The sequence below is a fragment of the Streptomyces sp. NPDC048507 genome, from assembly GCF_043199995.1.
Taxonomy (GTDB): domain Bacteria; phylum Actinomycetota; class Actinomycetes; order Streptomycetales; family Streptomycetaceae; genus Streptomyces.
The window spans coordinates 355,740-369,532 of the sequence record NZ_JBICWZ010000007.1 but is presented as its reverse complement, the minus strand read 5'-3'; the positions used below and the strand labels follow the sequence as shown (position 1 = coordinate 369,532).

The window sequence follows — 13,793 nt, the reverse complement described above, 5'->3', positions numbered from 1 at the left end:
CGGCGGCCGCGCCGTCAGGTCTGCGCCGGGGCGCGCACCGCGCTCAGCAGGGCCCCCACCAGGTCCACGCCGCGCAGCGTGAGCACCGACTCCGGGTGGAACTGGACGCCCGCGAAACCGGCCGCCGAGCGCAGGGCGTGGACCTCGCCCGTCGCGGGGTCGCGGGAGACCTCGATGCCCCGTTCGGCCAGGCGCACCGCGAGCCCGTCGGAGCAGTGCGCGGTGTAGGTGTTGTAGAACCCCACCACCTCCTCGTCCCCGAACAGGTCGATCCGGGTCTGCGCCCCCTGGGCCGGCTCCGCCTTGCGCACCAGCGGCAGCCCCAGCTCGGCGGCGAGCAGCTCGTGGCCCAGGCAGACGCCGAGGATCCCGCCCCGGTGCGCCGCCAGCAGCTCCCCGGCCAGGGCGCGCAGCGTGCGCATCTTCGGGTCGGCGGCCTCCGCGGGATTGCCCGGGCCGGGGCCCAGGACGATCGGCCCGTCCCAGGCCAGGGCCGCCGCGCGCAGTTCGGGGTCGTCATAGCGGCGTACGGTCACCTCCAGGCCGGTGACCCGCAGCACGTGGGCCAGCATCGCGGTGAAGGTGTCCTCCCCGTCGATCACCAGGGCGTGCCCGGTCAGCGTCGGGGGCTGCTCCTGCATCCGCAGCCAGAACGGCGCCAGGTCCTGGCGGCGGGCCGCCAGCGCGGCCTGGACCCGGGGGTCGTCGGCCAGCCGGGCCCCGTCGAAGGCCGGGCGGGGCGCCGCCTCCCGCACGCCGAGCGCCGCCAGCACCCCGGCGGCCTTGGCATGCGTCTCGGCGACCTCGCCGAGCGGGTCCGAGTGGCGGACCAGGGTGGCCCCGACCGGCACCCGCAGGGTCCCGTCGGCCGCGATGTCGGCGGTGCGGATCAGGATGGGGGAGTCCAGGGTCTGGCCGCCGGCGGAGTCCAGGGCGAGCAGGGCCAGCGCGCCCGCGTAGTAGCCGCGGCCGCCGCTCTCGTAGCGCTCGATCACGCGGCAGGCGTTCTGGACGGGCGAGCCCGTCACGGTGGCCGCGAACATGGTCTCCCGCAGCACCTCCCGCACGTCCAGCGAGGAGCGTCCGCGCAGCTCGTACTCGGTGTGCGCGAGGTGGGACATCTCCTTGAGCCGGGGCCCGACGACGGCCCCGCCCATGTCGCCGACCGTGCACATCATCTTGAGTTCCTCGTCGACCACCATGGAGAGCTCCTCGGTCTCCTTGCGGTCGCCGAGGAAGGCGAGGAGCGAGCCGGCGTCCGGGCCCTGGGCCGGATAGCGGTAGGTGCCGCTGATGGGGTTCATCACGACGGTCCGGCCGGACATCCGTACGTGCACCTCCGGGCTGGCGCCGACCAGGGTCCGCTCGCCGGTGTGGACCACGTACGTCCAGTACGCGCCCCGCTCGCCCTCCAGCAGCCGGCGGAACAGGGCGAGGGCGTCGGCCCGGCCGAAGCCGTCGATGCGCCCCTCGAAGGTCCTGCGGATGACGAAGTTGGCGCCCTCGCCGCGGCCGATCTCGTCGCGGATCACGCGTGCGACGGTGGCCGCGTACTCCTCGTCGGACACGTCGAAGGCGCCGTCGCCGACCCGCACCGGGTGGGCGGGCAGGGCGGCCAGGGCGGCGTCGAGCGGGATCTCGTACGCCTCCTCGGCGCACAGCACGCTCAGCGGGGTGCCGTCGTCGCGGACGTCGAAACCGCGCTCGCGGATCTGCCGGAACGGCACGAGGGCGAGGGTGGGCAGCTCGCGGACGGGCAGGTCGGCCAGCCGGTCCGCCTCGTGCACGGGCCCGATCAGCACCTCGACGGTGTCGTGGTCGCGGCCCGGGGTGCGGCGGCGCAGCAGGGCGAAGGGCGGGCAGGCCTCGTCGAGGAGCCGGCTCGGGTCGAAGGGGGGCCTGGGCATGGCGGGCTGGGGCATGGTGGGCGTCCTTCCGGCGGATCCGCGGACCGGCGGATCGGGTGGTGTGTCGGCGGGAGGGACGCCCCTGGCGCGTGAAACGCGAAAGGCCGCCCCTCGGGGCGGCCTTCGCGTCGCTCGTGTCAGTGGGTACGCACGAGGGGTGGGCCGCCGGGAGCGGGCCACCACCAGTTCTGGTTCGAGTGTGCGTACATGCGAGGCACCCTAGCCCAAGCGGACGCGATCCCGCTGCATCCGTTCTATACCGACATGTGAACCATGGATTCCGTTCATTTCCGGGTCCCTGGCCTTCGAGCCACGCCGTCTCACCAGGTGGGCGCCGGGCCGGACGGCACGTGGGACGCCGTAATGTGTACGGGGTGACCGTGAACGCTGAAACCCAAGCCCCCGCCCATCAGGCGACCTGGCGAGACCTTCCCGCGGCGCAGCAGCCTTCGTACCCCGATGCCGAGGCACTGCGCGCTGTCGTCGCGGACCTCGAGTCGTATCCTCCCCTCGTTTTCGCGGGTGAGTGCGATCAGCTGCGCGCCCGTCTGGGAGCCGTCGCCAAGGGCGAGGCGTTCCTGCTCCAGGGCGGCGACTGCGCCGAGGCCTTCGACGCCGTGTCGGCCGACCACATCCGCGCCAAGCTGAAGACGCTGCTCCAGATGAGCGCCGTCCTGACGTACGCGGCCTCCGTGCCCGTCGTGAAGGTCGGGCGCATCGCCGGCCAGTACTCCAAGCCGCGCTCCAAGGACACCGAGACCCGCGACGGCGTCACCCTGCCGACCTACCGCGGTGACTCCGTCAACGGCTTCGCCTTCACCGAAGCCGCCCGGATCCCGGACCCCGAGCGGCTCAAGCGCATGTACCACGCGTCGGCCTCGACGCTGAACCTGGTGCGCGCCTTCACCACCGGCGGTTACGCGGACCTGCGCCAGGTGCACGCCTGGAACCAGGACTTCGTGAAGTCCTCCCCGTCCGGCCAGCGCTACGAGCAGCTCGCGCGGGAGATCGACAACGCGCTGAACTTCATGAAGGCCTGCGGCACCGACCCGGCGGAGTTCAAGGCCGTCGAGTTCTACTCCTCGCACGAGGCGCTGCTCCTCGACTACGAGGGCGCCCTCACCCGTACGGACTCGCGCACCGGCAAGCTGTACGACACCTCGGGCCACATGGTGTGGATCGGCGAGCGCACCCGCCAGCTGGACCACGCGCACATCGAGTTCTGCGCGCAGATCGCCAACCCGATCGGCATCAAGCTCGGCCCCACGACCACCGTGGACGAGGCGCTGACGTACATCGACCGCCTGGACCCCGAGCGCGAGCCGGGCCGGCTGACCTTCGTCGTGCGCATGGGTGCCGACAAGGTCCGCGACAAGCTCCCCGAGCTGGTCGAGAAGGTCACCGCGTCCGGTGCGACCGTCGCCTGGGTCACCGACCCGATGCACGGCAACACCTTCGAGGCGGCCTCCGGCCACAAGACGCGCCGCTTCGACGACGTGCTCGACGAGGTCAAGGGCTTCTTCGAGGTCCACAAGGCGCTGGGCACCCACCCGGGCGGCATCCACGTCGAGCTCACCGGTGACGACGTCACCGAGTGCGTGGGCGGCGGCGACGAGATCTTCGTCGACGACCTGCACCAGCGCTACGAGACGGCCTGCGACCCGCGCCTCAACCGCAGCCAGTCCCTGGACCTGGCGTTCCTGGTGGCGGAGATGTACCGCGACCAGTAGGCGGCGGGCGATCAGTAGGTGACTTCCTACGACGATGGGGCGCGGATCGATGTGATCCGCGCCCCATCGGCGCACCCGGGTCTTTTAGGGGACCCTAACTTTGGGTACGGTTAGGTAAGCCTCACCGAAATCGGGGTGGCCCGCCGAACCGTTCCGCCCCAGGGAGGTGAACCGCGTGTACGTCTGCTCTTGCTTCGGGATCACCGACAAGCAGGTCAAGGACCATGCGGCCGCGGGAGCGTGCACCCCCCGCCAGATCGCCTCGGTGACCAAGGCCGGCACGGACTGCGGCTCCTGCGTACGCACCATCCAGGGCCTCCTGGGCCGTGGCGCGTGCCCGCGCCGGGAACTGCTGGAGAAGGGTGACGCCGCCGCGGTGCTGGCGGCCGAGACCCGTCAGCTGGTTCCCGCGGCCGAGCAGGGCCCCGCGCTCGCCGACGCGGCGTAGCTCCCGTGCTTGTGGCCGGCCGCCGCTAGCTCTCCGGCTGCTCGATCAGCTGCGCGATGTAGAGCGGCTCGCCGATGCTCTCGATCAGCTCCAGCTGGGTGTCGAGGTAGTCGATGTGGTGCTCCTCGTCCTCCAGGATCTCCTCGAACAGCCGCGCCGAGGTGACGTCGCCCTTGCCGCGCATGACCTCGATGCCCCGCTTGAGGCGGTCGATGGCCTCGACCTCCACCTGCCGGTCGGCCTGGAACATCTCCGTCAGGGTCTGGCCGACCCGGACGTGGAAGAGGCGCTGGTAATTCGGCAGGCCGTCGAGCATCAGGATGCGCTCGGTGATCTTGTCCGCGTGCTTCATCTCGTCGATGGACTCGGCACGGGTGTAGTGGGCGAGCTTCGTCCACCCCTTGTTGTCCTGGATGCGGTAGTGCAGCCAGTACTGGTTGATGGCGGTGAGCTCGCCGGTCAGCTGCTCGTTGAGAAACTCAAGGACCTCGGGGTCGCCCTGCATCGCAGAGGCTCCTTCCAAGCAATGTCAGCTAAGTGACTGGGCAGGTGCGCGCATCTTTGCACCGCCGCCGGAGGCCGTCCAGTAAGTGCCTCCTTAGTGGGAGTTGCCACGACTTGCCCCCTGGCGTCGTACCTGGTCGTGACCACCCCGCCACGTCTGTCACCATGGAGACATGGGTCAGCCGGAAAGCCGGGAATCTCCGGGAGCAGAGCAGTTCGAGCTCCCCCCCGGGCAGCGGTTGCAGAAGGGCTGGCCCGTCACCCACTACGGTCCCGTGCCCAAGTTCAAGCCGGAGCGCTGGGAGTTCCGGGTCTTCGGCGCCACGGCCGACGGTGAGAAGCACTGCTGGAACCACGAGGAGTTCGCGGCCCTGCCGTTCGACTCCGTCGTCGCGGACCTGCACTGCGTCACCAAGTTCAGCATGCAGGGCGCCGAATGGGGCGGCGTGCTGGCTCGAACCCTGACCGCCCTCGCGCCACCGGCACCGCAGGTCACGCACGTGATGGTGTGGGCCGAGTACGGCTTCAGCTCCAACATGCGACTGGCCGATTTCGACTCCGAGGGGACCGTCTTCGCCACCCACATGGGCGGCGAACTGCTGACGGCCGAGCACGGGTTCCCGCTGCGTCTCGTGGTCCCGCACCTGTACGCCTGGAAGGGCCCCAAGTGGGTCCGCGGCATCGAGTACATGACGGCCGACCGGCGGGGCTTCTGGGAGGAGCGGGGCTACCACAACATCGGCGACCCCTGGCGCGAGCAGCGCTACTCGTACCAGGAGGTCCCGGGCGACGGTCCGGAGCTCTAGGGGTACCGCCCTAGTGGTACTGGTGGACGACCGCGTGACCCTTGCCGCGGCCGATCAGCCACTTGTTCACCGGGGTGGTCACCACGAAGGCCAGCGCCAGTGAGAGCGCGAGCGCCGTCCAGAAGAGTCCGTCCGAGAGGTGGGCGTCCATGGCGCCGGGCCACAGCGCGATGACCCCGTTGTCGATCAGTTCCATGACGGCGATCGAAAGGGTGTCCGCGGCGAGCGCCACCCGGACGGCCGAACGGAGGTCCACTCCTGCGGCGAGGACTCCGCGCAGGGTGAGCGCGTAGCCGAAGACGAACGCGAGGACGATCGCGAGGATCATCGTCGGGAGGTTGCCCCAGCCCAGCGCGGTGCCGACGACCATGCCCAGGACCTCGCCGATGGCGCATCCGGTGAGGCAGTGCAGGGTGGCGCGCGCGGCGGTGCCCCAGTCGGCCGGGACCGCTCCGTGCTCGTGGCCGGTGCCGTGCTCGTGGCCGTTGCCGTGGTCGTGCGGGTGTTCGTGGTGGTGGCTGTGTGCCTGCTCCATGACGACCCCCTGAGGGAAATGCCGGATGACGGTGCTGCCGACTGACAGAACCGTATACCCCCCTGGGGTATTCCTCAAGGAGTCGCCGGATCAGTGGGCGCCGCGCAGCTCCTTCAGCAGGGCCACGTCCGCCGCGTGCCCCTCCTTGCCGCCCGGGGTCTCGATGATCAGCGGTACGCCGTCCGTCTCGGGGTGCGAGCACAGCTCCGCGAAGGCCTCCCGGCCGATGTGGCCCTGGCCGATGTTCGCGTGCCGGTCCTTGTGGGCGCCGACGCCCTCCTTGGAGTCGTTGGCGTGGATCAGCTTCAGCCGGCCCGGGCCCACCGCGTCCACCAGCAGGTCCAGCGTCTGCTTGGTGCCACCCGGCTCGGCCAGGTCGTGGCCCGCCGCGAAGATGTGGCAGGTGTCCAGGCAGATGCCCAGCTTCGGATGGTGGTCGAGCGCCTCGAAGTAGGGGGCGAAGTCCCAGGTCCTGGAGCAGAGTGAGGAGCCCTGTCCGGCGGTGGACTCCAGCAGCAGGAACGGGTCGTCCTCGTGCACCAGCTCGTCCAGCAGCCCCAGCATGTGCTCCCTGACCTGCGCGTACGCCGCCTCGCGAGGCCGGCCCCCGGTCGCCGAGCCGGTGTGCACGACCACCCCGAGCGCACCGATCTCGCGGCCCCGGCGCAGCGAGTGCCGCAGGGACTCCACCGACTTCTCCACCGTCGCCTCGGTGTGCGAGCCGAAGTTGATCAGGTACGGGGCGTGCACGTACACCGGCAGGGACTCCTCGGCGCACCGCGCGCGGAAGAGCTCGTCCTGCTTCGGATTGCCGGCCGGGGTGGCCCAGCCGCGCGGATTGGCGACGAAGACCTGGAGGGCCTCGGCGCCCATCTCGCGGGCGTACGGGAGCCCGACGGAGGCGAGGCCGCCGGCGACGGGGACGTGCCCGCCCACGGGGTTGCGCGTCACGGCCGTCACAGACCCTTCGTCCGCAGGGTGATGGTGCTGCCCTCGGGGGCGCCCTGGCCGCCCGGCACCGACTGGGTGTCCACGGTGTTGCTGAAGGAGAGGAAGGGCCGGTCCACCTTCACCTTGAAGCCCAGGGCCTCCAGCGCCTTGCGGGCCGGGTCCACGTCCTGGCCGGTCACGTCCGGCACCGGCACCTGGCGCGGGCCCTTGGACACGGTCAGCGTGACCGTGTCGCCGCCCGCCGCCTGGGCGCCCGCCGCGAGCGACTGGCTCGCGACCGTACCGGCCGGGGAGGCGGAGTTGACCTGCTCGGGGGCCGTGGCCGCCTTCAGGCCGGCGGCCTCCAGCGCGGCGCGGGCCTGGTCGAGGGGCTTGCCGGCGACGGCCGGGACGGGCACCGGGCGGCCCTTGCTGACGATCAGCGCGACCGCGGTGTCGGGGGCCCGCTTCTGGCCGCCCGCCGGGTTGGTCTCGATCACCGAGCCCTGCGCAACGTCCTGGCTGAAGGCCTGCGTGACGATGCCGGGCGCCAGGCCCGTCTTCGTCAGTTCCGCCCTGGCCTCCTCCAGCGGCCTGTCCTTCAGGTCGGGGACGCTGATCACCTCGGGGCCGCGGGACACGGTGAGCTTGACGGTGCCGTTGCCGCGGATCCGCTTGCCACCGGGGGGATCGGTGTTCATCACCGTCCCGCGGTCGAAGGCGTCGCTGAACTTGCGGTCCACGCCCTTCACGCCCAGACCGGCGGCGGACAGCTGGGACCTGGCCTGCTCCTCCGTCTTGCCGAGCAGGTTGGGGACCTTGGTGAACTGGCCGGAGTTGATGTACCAGACGCCGGTGCCGAGCCCGAGCGCGAGCAGCACCCCGGCGACGACCAGGAGCGGACCCCGGCGGCCGCGCGGACCGCGGGGCGGTGCGGGGGCGGCGTGCGCGGCGTGGGGGAGTTCCAGCCGCGAGGTGTGGTGCACCGGCTGCCGCGGCCCCTCCACCGGGCGCGGGATCACGCTGGTGCGGTCCTCGGTGGCCGCCCGGTCCCCGGCGCGCGCCTGCGGGGGTACGGCGTCCAGCTCGGCATCCCCGAGCCCCGCGCGGGCCTGGAGGACCAGCCCGAGCAGGGCCGCGGCGTCGGCGGGGCGCCCCTCGGGGGCGCGGGCGGTGGCCCGCGCGACGAGGGCGTCGAGGGACCCGGCGAGCCCGGGGACGGCGGCCGACGGGGGCGGGACGTCCTCGTTGAGGTGCTGGTAGAGCACCTGGGCGGGGGAGCCGCCGGTGTGCGGCTTGGCGCCGGTGAGCATCTCGTAGAGGACGACCCCGCAGGCGTAGACGTCCACGCGGGCGTCGGTGACGCCGTTCTCGATCTGCTCGGGCGCCAGGTAGGAGATGGTGCCGAGCACCGAGCCGGTGGTGTGCGTCACGGCGTCCACGGAGCGGACCAGACCGAAGTCGGCGACCTTGACCCGGCCGTCGTCGCCGATCAGGACGTTCTCCGGCTTCATGTCCCGGTGGACGAAGCCGGCCCGGTGGGCGGCGCCGAGGGCGGCGAGGACCGGCTCGAAGATGTCCAGGGCGGCCCGCGGCTGGAGCGCGCCGCGCTCGCGCAGCACGTCGCGCAGGGTGCAGCCGGAGACGTACTCCATGGCGAGGTAGGTGTACGGGCCGTCCGTGCCCTGGTCGAAGACGGCGACGACGTTGCTGTGCGCGAGGCGGGCCACGGACTTCGCCTCGCGGATGAACCGGTCCACGAAGGCGGCGTCGGCGGCGAGCGCCGGGTGCATCACCTTGAGGGCGAGGACGCGGTCCAGGCGGGTGTCGACGGCCCGGTAGACCGTGGCCATGCCGCCGGCCGCGATGCGGGCGTCGATGCGGTAGCGGCCGTCGAGCACGCGCCCGACGATGGGGTCATCCAGGGTCGTATCCACCCGGCGATTCTACGAGCCGGTGAGTTCGAGCCGTCCGGGGTCCCCGGCCTTGCAGCGCACCTGTGACGCACGCCCCTCCTCCTGGGCCGGGCCCGGCCCCCGGCCCCCCTGCGCGGGGCCGGGGGCCGGGGCGGCGGCGCGTCCGGTCAGGACGTGAACGCCGGGCGTTCGGGGTCCAGGGTGGCGCGGCCCGTGGTGGGGGAGGAGGGGTCCGCGAAGCGGCGCGGGGGGATGCGGCCCGCGCGGTGGGCCAGGCGCCCCGCCGTGACGGCGTCCCGCATGGCCGCGGCCATCAGCACCGGCGCCTGCGCCCGGGTCACCGCCGAGGCGAGCATCACCGCCGCGCAGCCGAGCTCCATCGCGAGGGCGGCGTCCGACGCCGTCCCGGCTCCGGCGTCGAGGATCACCGGCACCCCGGCCCGCTCCGTGATCAGCTCGAAGTTGTGCGGGTTGCGGATGCCGAGCCCGGACCCGATGGGGGACCCGAGCGGCATGATCGCCGCACAGCCCACGTCCTCCAGCTTCCGCGCCAGCACCGGGTCGTCGTTCGTGTACGGGAGCACCGTGAAGCCCTCGTCGACGAGGATCTCCGCGGCGTCCAGCAGCTCGACCCCGTCCGGCAGGAGGGTCCGCTCGTCGGCGACGACCTCCAGCTTGATCCAGTCGGTGCCGAGCGCCTCCCGCGCCAGCCGGGCCGTGAGCACCGCCTCGCCCGCGGTGAAGCAGCCCGCCGTGTTCGGCAGGACGGCGATGCCGAGCCGGTCCAGGACGGACAGGACCGAGCCCTGCACCGTCGGGTCCAGGCGGCGCATGGCCACGGTGGTCAGCTCGGTGCCGGAGGCGACCAGGGCGCGTTCCAGCACGTCCAGGCTCGGGGCGCCGCCCGTGCCCATGATCAGGCGGGAGGTGAAGGTCCTGCCGCCGAGGGTGAAGAGGTCGTCCGCCATCGCCGTCAGCCCCCCTGCACCGCGGTGAGGACCTCGACCCGGTCGCCCTCGCCCACCGGGGTGTGCGGCCAGCGCCCCCGGGGGACGACCGTCTCGTTGAGCGCGGCGGCCACGCCGGAGGGGGCGGCGGTCAGGGTGGCGACCACGGCGTCGAGGGTGGTGCCGGCCGCGACCTCGCGCGGCTCGCCGTTGACGGAGATGGTCATGCGTAGGACTCCTGACGCGTGGTGGAGAAGCGGCGTGGGGTGAAGGGGCGGGCGGCCTCCGGCACGGAGCCGGTGGCCAGCAGTTCCGCCATCACGTCGCCGGTGAGGGGGGTCAGCAGCACCCCGTTGCGGTAGTGCCCGGTGGCCAGGTGCAGCCCGGGCAGCTCGGTCGGGCCCAGCAGGGGCGCGTTGTCGGGGGAGCCGGGGCGCAGTCCGGCCCGGGTCTCGACCAGCGGGAGTTCGGTGATGCCGGGCACCAGGTCGTGGGCGTCGCGCAGGAGCTCGTACACCCCGCCGGCGGTGACCGTGGTGTCCCAGCCGAGTTCCTCGCTGGTGGCGCCGACGACCAGTTCGCCGTTCTCGCGCGGCACCAGGTAGACGTGGCTGCCGCGCACGACGGCCCGTACGGTCCGGGACAGGAACGGCGCGTACGCGGCCGGTACCGACAGCCGCAGCACCTGCCCCTTCACGGGCCGCACCGGCACCGCCACCTCAGGGGGCACCCCGGCCAGGCGTCCGCTGAGCGATCCCGCCGCCAGGACGGTCTGGCCGGCGCGCAGCTCCGCACCGTCCTGAAGTACGGCGCCCAGCGCGCGGTCGCCCCCGGTCAGCAGCCGGGCCGCCGCCGCCCGGTGCACCGCGACCCCGGCCCGTTCGCAGGCGGCGAGCAGCGCGGCGGCGAGCCGGCGGGGGTCCACCTGGTGGTCACCGTCGACGCGCAGCCCGCCGCGCACGCCCGGGGCCAGCATGGGCTCCAGGCGGCGGCACTCGCGGCCGGTGAGCCACTGCGAGTCCAGCCCGCAGCGGCGCTGGAGGGCGTGCAGTTCCCGCAGGTGGAGGCGGTCGTCGGAGTCGAGGGCGACGGCGAGGGTGCCGCAGGCCCGGTAGCCGATGTCCAGGCCCCCGCTGGCTTCGGCCAGTTCGGCCGCGAACTCGGGGTAGCGGGCGGCGGAGGCCACGTTGAGCCCGAGCAGGGTCTCCTCGCCGTAGTGCAGTTCGGTGACGGCGGCGAGCATGCCGGCCGCGACCTGGGCGGCGCCGCCGCCGGGAGCGGGGTCGGCCAGGGCGACGCGCAGCCCGCGCCGGGCGGCCCGCCAGGCGGTGACCAGGCCGATGATGCCGCCCCCGATGACGAGGACGTCGGTTCCCGTCCGGGATGCCCCGGATGTTCCGGATGAGTGCATGGGCGTCCAGCCCCTCCCTTCGCCGGCATGACCCGGATCAGGTTCGTACGGTCGGAGGCCGTCCAGCCTCCCTCTCAGCCCGGTGCGCCCGGACTCCCGCGATAGGTACGGTGGCCAGACTAACCCCGCCGGGGGTGGTGGGTAAGGCTGCCTCCCCGCGCCGCCTCCCCGCCCGCGCCGCCCGCCCCCTGTTCCTGATGGGCCGTCAGTTCATTAGGCTGGACGCGTGAGCGAGCAGACGCAGCAGACGAAGCCCGGTGTCGTGATCGTCGGTGCCGGAATGGCCGGGGTGCAGACCGCGGTGGCCCTGCGGGCACAGGGCTTCACCGGCCCCGTGACCCTCCTGGGCGCCGAACCCCACCAGCCCTACGACCGGCCCCCGCTGTCCAAGGCGGTGCTGCTCGGCAAGGCCGAGGACTCCGCCTTCGACGTGGCCTTCGACGTGGACTTCGGGGAACTGCGCATCGACCTGCGCCTGGGCGTCGAGGTCACCGGCGTACGGGCCGCCGAGCGCGAGCTGGACACCGGGGCCGGGCCCGTCCCGTACGAGGTCCTCGTGCTGGCCACCGGCGCCGAGCCGCTGACCCTGCCCGGCGCCGCCGGCGTCCCGGGCGTGCACCTGCTGCGCACCCTCGACGACGCCGTCCGGCTGCGCCCCGTCCTCGCGGCGGCCCACGACCTCGTGGTCGTCGGCGCGGGCTGGATCGGCGCCGAGTTCGCCACCGCCGCCCGCGCGGCGGGCTGCGCCGTCACCGTCGTCGAGGCCGCCGACCGGGTCCTGGCCGGCGCCCTGCCCGCCGAGGTCGCCGCCCCGATGGCCCGGTGGTACGCCGAGGCCGGTGCCACCCTGATCACCGGCGCCAGGGTGGCCGCCGTCGAGGAGGGCGCGGTCCGGCTCGGCGACGGCCGGGAACTCCCCGCCGGGGCGGTGGTCGTCGGCATCGGGGCCCGCCCCGCCACGGCCTGGCTCGACGGCTCGGGCATCGAGCGCGGCCCCGACGGCTCCCTCACCGCCGACGCCCACCTGCGCACCTCCCTGCCCGGGGTGTACGCGGTCGGCGACTGCGCCTCCTTCCCGTCGGCCCGCTACGGCGCCCGCCTGCTGGTCCACCACTGGGACAACGCCCTCCAGGGCCCCCGGGCGGTCGCGGCGAACATCCTGGCCGGGGCGCCCGTCCAGGCCTACGACCCCGTGCCCTACTTCTGGTCCGAGCAGTTCGGCCGCTTCGTCCAGTACGCCGGCCACCACGGCGCCGCCGACACCCTGCTGTGGCGCGGCGACCCGGCCGGCGCCGCCTGGTCGGTGTGCTGGCTGCGCGGGGACGCGCTCGTCGCCGTCCTGGCCGTGGGCCGCCCCCGCGACCTGGCGCAGGGCCGCAGGCTCATCGAATCGGGCGTCCCCGTCGACCCGGCCAGGGCCGCCGACCCGGCCGTCCCGCTGAAGTCCGCGACGGCCTGACGCGAGCCCCCCCCCGCGGCCCCGGCGGACCCCGGACGGGGCCGCTCGGGTACCGGTGGTCAGTGCGAGATGGCAGGCTTGTGCCCGTGACCGAGATTGACGCAAAGATCGACGCCCTTGTCCCCGCCTGGCTGTACCTCCCCGACATCGCGGAGATGCTCGACATCGAAGTGACCCGGGTCCGCCAGCTGGTCAAGGAAGGTCAGCTGCTCGCCGTGCGCCGCGGCGAGAACCGCTCCCTCCAGGTGCCCGCCCCCTTCATCGACGGCGACAAGGTCGTCAAGGGCCTGGTCGGCCTGCTGACCGTGCTGCGCGACGACGGCTTCTCCGACGAGGAGATCCTGGAGTGGATGTTCACCCCGGACCCGACCCTGCCGGGCACCCCCGCCCAGGCGCTCAGCGAGAATCGCGGCACGGAGGTGAAGCGACGCGCCCAGGCGCTCGCCCTCTGACCGGCTGATCCACCGGCGTACGGGCCCACCGGGGCCCGTACGCCACCACCACGGGGGGTACACCCATGCAGCAGCTGTCCGACGCCCGGCTCTACCTGTGCACGGACGCCCGCAAGCGTCAGGGCGACCTCCCCGAGTTCCTCGACGCCGTCCTCTCCGGCGGGGTCGACATCGTCCAGCTCCGCGACAAGGGCATGGAGGCCGGCGAGGAACTCGACCACCTGCGGGTCTTCGCCGAGGCCGCCCGCCGCCACGGCAAGCTCCTCGCGGTCAACGACCGCGCCGACGTCGCGCACGCCATCGGCTCCGACGTCCTCCACCTCGGCCAGGGCGACATCCCCGTCCCCGCCGCCCGCGCCATCCTCGGCCGGGAGGTCCTCATCGGCCGCTCCTGCCACGCCGAGTCCGAGGTCGACGCCGCCGTCGCCGAGCCGGGCGTGGACTACTTCTGCACCGGCCCCTGCTGGCCCACCCCCACCAAGCCCGGTCGGCACGCCCCCGGCCTGGACCTCGTCCGCCACGCCGCCTCCCTGGACCAGCCCCGTCCCTGGTTCGCCATCGGCGGCATCGACGGCGCCAATCTGGACGAGGTGCTCGACGCCGGAGCCACCCGGGTGGTCGTCGTCCGGGCGCTGACCGAGGCCTCCGACCCGCACGGCGCCGCCCACGAACTCTCCAAGCGGATCCGCGCCCGCCTGGGTTAGTGTCCAAAAACGTGTCCAGCTGCTGGACACCGCTTCGGCGTGCG

The 13,793-nt window shown here is 73.3% G+C and carries 14 protein-coding genes and 1 riboswitch; of the genes, 6 read left to right on the top strand and 8 right to left on the bottom strand.

Going from position 1 to position 13,793, the window contains the following annotated elements; genetic code table 11:
- Window positions 1-14: 14 nt before the first annotated feature.
- Window positions 15-1,922 carry an anthranilate synthase family protein gene (locus tag ACGFXC_RS21925; RefSeq protein ID WP_393715180.1) on the bottom strand — a complete coding sequence of 636 codons (1,908 nt, stop codon included), beginning with the start codon at window positions 1,920-1,922 and terminating at the stop codon, window positions 15-17.
- A gap of 350 nt (window positions 1,923-2,272) precedes the next feature.
- On the opposite strand from ACGFXC_RS21925, the gene ACGFXC_RS21920 reads away from it, so the two are divergent.
- Window positions 2,273-3,637: a class II 3-deoxy-7-phosphoheptulonate synthase gene (locus ACGFXC_RS21920; RefSeq protein ID WP_393715373.1), complete on the top strand. Its 1,365-nt coding sequence runs from the start codon at window positions 2,273-2,275 to the stop codon at window positions 3,635-3,637.
- Window positions 3,638-3,812: 175 nt separating this feature from the next.
- Window positions 3,813-4,085: a bacterioferritin-associated ferredoxin gene (locus tag ACGFXC_RS21915; RefSeq protein WP_393715179.1), complete on the top strand. Its 273-nt coding sequence runs from the start codon at window positions 3,813-3,815 to the stop codon at window positions 4,083-4,085.
- A gap of 25 nt (window positions 4,086-4,110) precedes the next feature.
- Here the strand turns inward: ACGFXC_RS21915 and bfr are convergent, their stop codons facing one another.
- Window positions 4,111-4,590 (bottom strand): bacterioferritin, encoded by a 480-nt coding sequence (gene bfr, locus ACGFXC_RS21910; protein WP_266838605.1) that lies wholly within the window; start codon window positions 4,588-4,590, stop codon window positions 4,111-4,113.
- Between the two features lie 172 nt (window positions 4,591-4,762).
- Here bfr and ACGFXC_RS21905 point away from each other — a divergent pair, with 172 nt between their 5' ends.
- Complete coding sequence (locus tag ACGFXC_RS21905) at window positions 4,763-5,395, top strand: sulfite oxidase-like oxidoreductase (protein ID WP_393715177.1); 633 nt, start codon at window positions 4,763-4,765, stop codon at window positions 5,393-5,395.
- A 10-nt stretch (window positions 5,396-5,405) separates the two neighbouring features.
- Here ACGFXC_RS21905 and ACGFXC_RS21900 read toward each other — a convergent pair whose 3' ends face one another.
- The 6 genes from ACGFXC_RS21900 to thiO form a co-directional block, all read right to left on the bottom strand.
- On the bottom strand, window positions 5,406-5,930 hold the full coding sequence (locus tag ACGFXC_RS21900; RefSeq protein ID WP_393715176.1) for a DUF4396 domain-containing protein: 525 nt from the start codon (window positions 5,928-5,930) through the stop codon (window positions 5,406-5,408).
- Window positions 5,931-6,020: 90 nt separating this feature from the next.
- On the bottom strand, window positions 6,021-6,881 hold the full coding sequence (locus tag ACGFXC_RS21895) for a deoxyribonuclease IV (protein WP_393715174.1): 861 nt from the start codon (window positions 6,879-6,881) through the stop codon (window positions 6,021-6,023).
- A 5-nt stretch (window positions 6,882-6,886) separates the two neighbouring features.
- A complete protein-coding gene (gene pknB / locus ACGFXC_RS21890) occupies window positions 6,887-8,797 on the bottom strand; it encodes a Stk1 family PASTA domain-containing Ser/Thr kinase (RefSeq protein WP_393715172.1) in 1,911 nt (636 codons plus the stop codon).
- Window positions 8,798-8,943: 146 nt separating this feature from the next.
- Entirely contained in the window at window positions 8,944-9,744 is an 801-nt protein-coding gene (locus ACGFXC_RS21885) for a thiazole synthase (protein ID WP_393715170.1), read from the bottom strand.
- Window positions 9,745-9,749: 5 nt separating this feature from the next.
- Window positions 9,750-9,950 (bottom strand): sulfur carrier protein ThiS, encoded by a 201-nt coding sequence (gene thiS / locus ACGFXC_RS21880; RefSeq protein WP_393715168.1) that lies wholly within the window; start codon window positions 9,948-9,950, stop codon window positions 9,750-9,752.
- Window positions 9,947-11,134, bottom strand: coding sequence for a glycine oxidase ThiO (gene thiO / locus ACGFXC_RS21875; protein WP_393715166.1), 1,188 nt, complete (start codon window positions 11,132-11,134; stop codon window positions 9,947-9,949). The genes thiS and thiO overlap by 4 nt, the downstream gene beginning before the upstream one ends.
- Window positions 11,132-11,244: riboswitch (TPP riboswitch) on the bottom strand. It overlaps the preceding gene by 3 nt.
- 116 nt (window positions 11,245-11,360) lie before the next feature.
- Here thiO and ACGFXC_RS21870 point away from each other — a divergent pair.
- From ACGFXC_RS21870 to thiE, 3 genes are all read left to right on the top strand, one after another.
- Complete coding sequence (locus ACGFXC_RS21870; RefSeq protein ID WP_393715164.1) at window positions 11,361-12,593, top strand: NAD(P)/FAD-dependent oxidoreductase; 1,233 nt, start codon at window positions 11,361-11,363, stop codon at window positions 12,591-12,593.
- 86 nt (window positions 12,594-12,679) lie between these two features.
- Window positions 12,680-13,045: an Rv2175c family DNA-binding protein gene (locus tag ACGFXC_RS21865; protein WP_362133496.1), complete on the top strand. Its 366-nt coding sequence runs from the start codon at window positions 12,680-12,682 to the stop codon at window positions 13,043-13,045.
- A 65-nt stretch (window positions 13,046-13,110) separates the two neighbouring features.
- Window positions 13,111-13,749 (top strand): thiamine phosphate synthase, encoded by a 639-nt coding sequence (gene thiE / locus ACGFXC_RS21860; protein ID WP_393715162.1) that lies wholly within the window; start codon window positions 13,111-13,113, stop codon window positions 13,747-13,749.
- Window positions 13,750-13,793: the final 44 nt, after the last annotated feature.